The sequence below is a fragment of the Pseudomonas sp. genome, from assembly GCF_050739655.1.
Lineage (GTDB): Bacteria > Pseudomonadota > Gammaproteobacteria > Pseudomonadales > Pseudomonadaceae > Aquipseudomonas.
Genome location: NZ_JBOIBY010000491.1, coordinates 1 through 2,781, shown reverse-complemented (window position 1 = coordinate 2,781; position 2,781 = coordinate 1). Strand labels below are relative to the sequence as shown.

The following is a 2,781-nucleotide window of genomic DNA, read 5'->3' as shown; positions in this document are numbered from 1 at the left end:
TGGATATCCAGGGTGAGCCGCATTGCCGGACGTTCTTCGTCGAATGCGAAATCATCTTACTGAATGAAAAAAGCCGAGGTCAGGGTGTGAGTCGTCGTATTGCCGAACAGGTAGCGGCCGCCGCAGCTCTGATTGCCCTGGGTGTGGAGAATGGCAATGACTGATACAAATGCAACTCGCTGTGGCTACGTTGCCATCGTCGGCCGTCCAAACGTGGGCAAGTCCACGCTGCTGAACCACATTCTGGGTCAGAAACTGGCGATCACCTCGCGCAAGCCGCAAACCACCCGCCACAACATGCTCGGCATCAAGACCGAGGGTGATGTGCAGGCCATCTACGTCGACACCCCCGGCATGCACAAGGGCGGCGAAAAGGCCCTGAACCGCTATATGAACAAGACCGCTTCGGCGGCGTTGAAAGACGTCGACGTGGTGATCTTCGTGGTTGACCGTACCAAGTGGACCGAAGAAGACCAGATGGTCCTCGAGCGCGTGCAATACGTGACCGGTCCGCTGATCGTCGCGCTGAACAAGACCGATCGCATCGAAGACAAGGCCGAGTTGATGCCGCATCTGAGCTGGTTGCAGGAGCAGCTGCCGAACGCACAGATCATCCCTATTTCGGCGCAGCACGGGCACAACCTCGATGCACTGGAGCGGGTGATTGCCGATCACTTGCCGGAAAACGATCACTTCTTCCCGGAAGACCAGATCACCGACCGCAGCAGCCGCTTCCTCGCTGCTGAGCTTGTGCGTGAAAAAATCATGCGCCAGTTGGGCGCCGAGCTGCCGTACCAGATCACGGTCGAAATCGAAGAGTTCAAGCAGCAGGGCAAAACCCTGCACATCCATGCCTTGATTCTCGTCGAGCGTGATGGCCAGAAGAAAATCATCATTGGCGACAAGGGCGAGCGCATCAAGCGTATCGGCACCGAGGCGCGCAAGGACATGGAGCTGCTGTTCGACTCCAAGATCATGCTTAACCTTTGGGTCAAGGTTAAGGGTGGCTGGTCCGATGATGAGCGCGCCTTGCGTTCGTTGGGTTACGGCGACTTGTAAACCCGCTCGAAATCGCACCGTAGAAACCTGTGGGAGCGGGCTTGCCCGCGATGAGGATGTAACATTCGACAGAGATGTTGAATGTGGGTCCGCCATCGCGGGCAAGCCCGCTCCCACAATGGTTTCTGTTGTTTGTAAAATTGCATTCCTCCAGTGAGACTTCTGACTTACATGTCGCAAACCCCGCCCATCGGCCAACCCGCCTACGTCCTCCACTCCCGCGCGTACCGCGAAAATAGCGCGCTGGTGGACTTCCTCACGCCGCAAGGTCGGCTTCGGGCGGTGTTGCGTAGCGCGCGGGGCAAGGCCGGGACGCTGGCGCGGCCGTTCGTGCCGCTGGAAGTGGAGTTTCGTGGGCGTGGTGAGCTGAAGAATGTTGGGCGCATGGAAAGCGCCGGTGTTTCCACCTGGCTTCACGGCGAAGCACTGTTCAGTGGGCTCTATCTCAATGAACTGCTGATTCGTCTGCTGCCCGCCGAAGACCCTCATCCCGGTGTGTTCGATCACTACGCAGCCACGTTGCTGGCCCTGGCCGAAGGTCGACCGTTGGAGCCGTTGTTGCGGTCGTTCGAATGGCGGCTGCTGGATGACTTGGGTTATGGCTTTGCCTTGACCACGGACATTCATGGCGAACCGATCGTTGCGGACGGTCTCTACCGGTTGCAAGTGGATGCGGGACTTGAACGGGTCTATCTGCTGCAGCCCGGACTGTTCAATGGTGTCGAGCTGCTGGCCATGGCTGAAGCCGATTGGTCCGCACCTGGCGCGTTGTCGGCTGCCAAGCGTTTGATGCGTCAGGCGCTGGCGGTTCATCTGGGCGGTCGGCCTCTTGTCAGTCGCGAGCTGTTTCGCAAGCCCTGATCACCCCGTATGCTGTGCACCGAACTTTCTCTTCTTCTGGAGCGCTTCCGTGACCACCAGCACCCGCATTCTTCTTGGCGTGAACATCGACCACGTTGCCACCCTGCGTCAGGCCCGGGGCACTCGTTACCCGGACCCGGTCAAGGCTGCACTGGATGCGGAAGAGGCGGGCGCTGACGGCATCACCGTGCACCTGCGCGAAGACCGCCGGCACATCCAGGAGCGTGACGTGCTGTTGCTCAAAGATGTGCTGCAAACCCGCATGAACTTCGAAATGGGTGTCACCGAAGAAATGATGGCGTTCGCCGAGCGTATCCGTCCGGCACACATTTGCCTGGTGCCGGAAACCCGTCAGGAATTGACCACCGAAGGCGGCCTGGACGTGGCGGGGCAGGAGGCGCGGATCAAGGCTGCGGTGCAGCGCTTGTCAAAGATCGGCTCGGAAGTGTCGCTGTTCATTGATGCCGATGAGCGCCAGATCGAAGCGTCCCGCCGTGTGGGGGCGCCGGCCATCGAATTGCACACCGGTCGTTATGCTGATGCCGAGACACCGACCGAGGTGGCTGAGGAGCTCAAGCGCGTTGCTGATGGTGTGGCGTTTGGCCTTGCTCAAGGTCTGATCGTCAACGCGGGCCATGGTCTGCATTACCACAACGTTGAGGCGGTGGCAGCGATCAAGGGCATCAATGAACTGAACATCGGCCACGCGTTGGTGGCTCATGCGCTGTTTGTGGGCTTCAAGTCGGCGGTGTCGGAGATGAAGGCGCTGATTCTGGCGGCTGCGCTGAAGGGCTAAAATCAAAAGATCGCAGCCTTCGGCAGCTCCTACAGGTGTACACAAAACCCTGTAGGAGCTGCCGA

Annotated in this window: 3 protein-coding genes and 1 pseudogene; all 4 read left to right on the top strand. The window is 59.4% G+C overall.

Annotated features, from left to right (window positions below; translation table 11 throughout):
• Positions 1-164 (top strand): annotated as a pseudogene (gene rnc, locus ACRESJ_RS23565) (ribonuclease III); the annotation flags it as partial.
• Positions 157-1,059 (top strand): GTPase Era, encoded by a 903-nt coding sequence (gene era, locus ACRESJ_RS23560; RefSeq protein ID WP_431760047.1) that lies wholly within the window; start codon positions 157-159, stop codon positions 1,057-1,059. The pseudogene rnc and the gene era, both read left to right, overlap by 8 nt.
• Before the next feature lie 171 nt (positions 1,060-1,230).
• Positions 1,231-1,920: a DNA repair protein RecO gene (recO, locus tag ACRESJ_RS23555; protein WP_431760048.1), complete on the top strand. Its 690-nt coding sequence runs from the start codon at positions 1,231-1,233 to the stop codon at positions 1,918-1,920.
• A gap of 49 nt (positions 1,921-1,969) precedes the next feature.
• Positions 1,970-2,716 (top strand): pyridoxine 5'-phosphate synthase, encoded by a 747-nt coding sequence (gene pdxJ / locus ACRESJ_RS23550; protein WP_431760046.1) that lies wholly within the window; start codon positions 1,970-1,972, stop codon positions 2,714-2,716.
• Positions 2,717-2,781 lie beyond the last annotated feature (65 nt).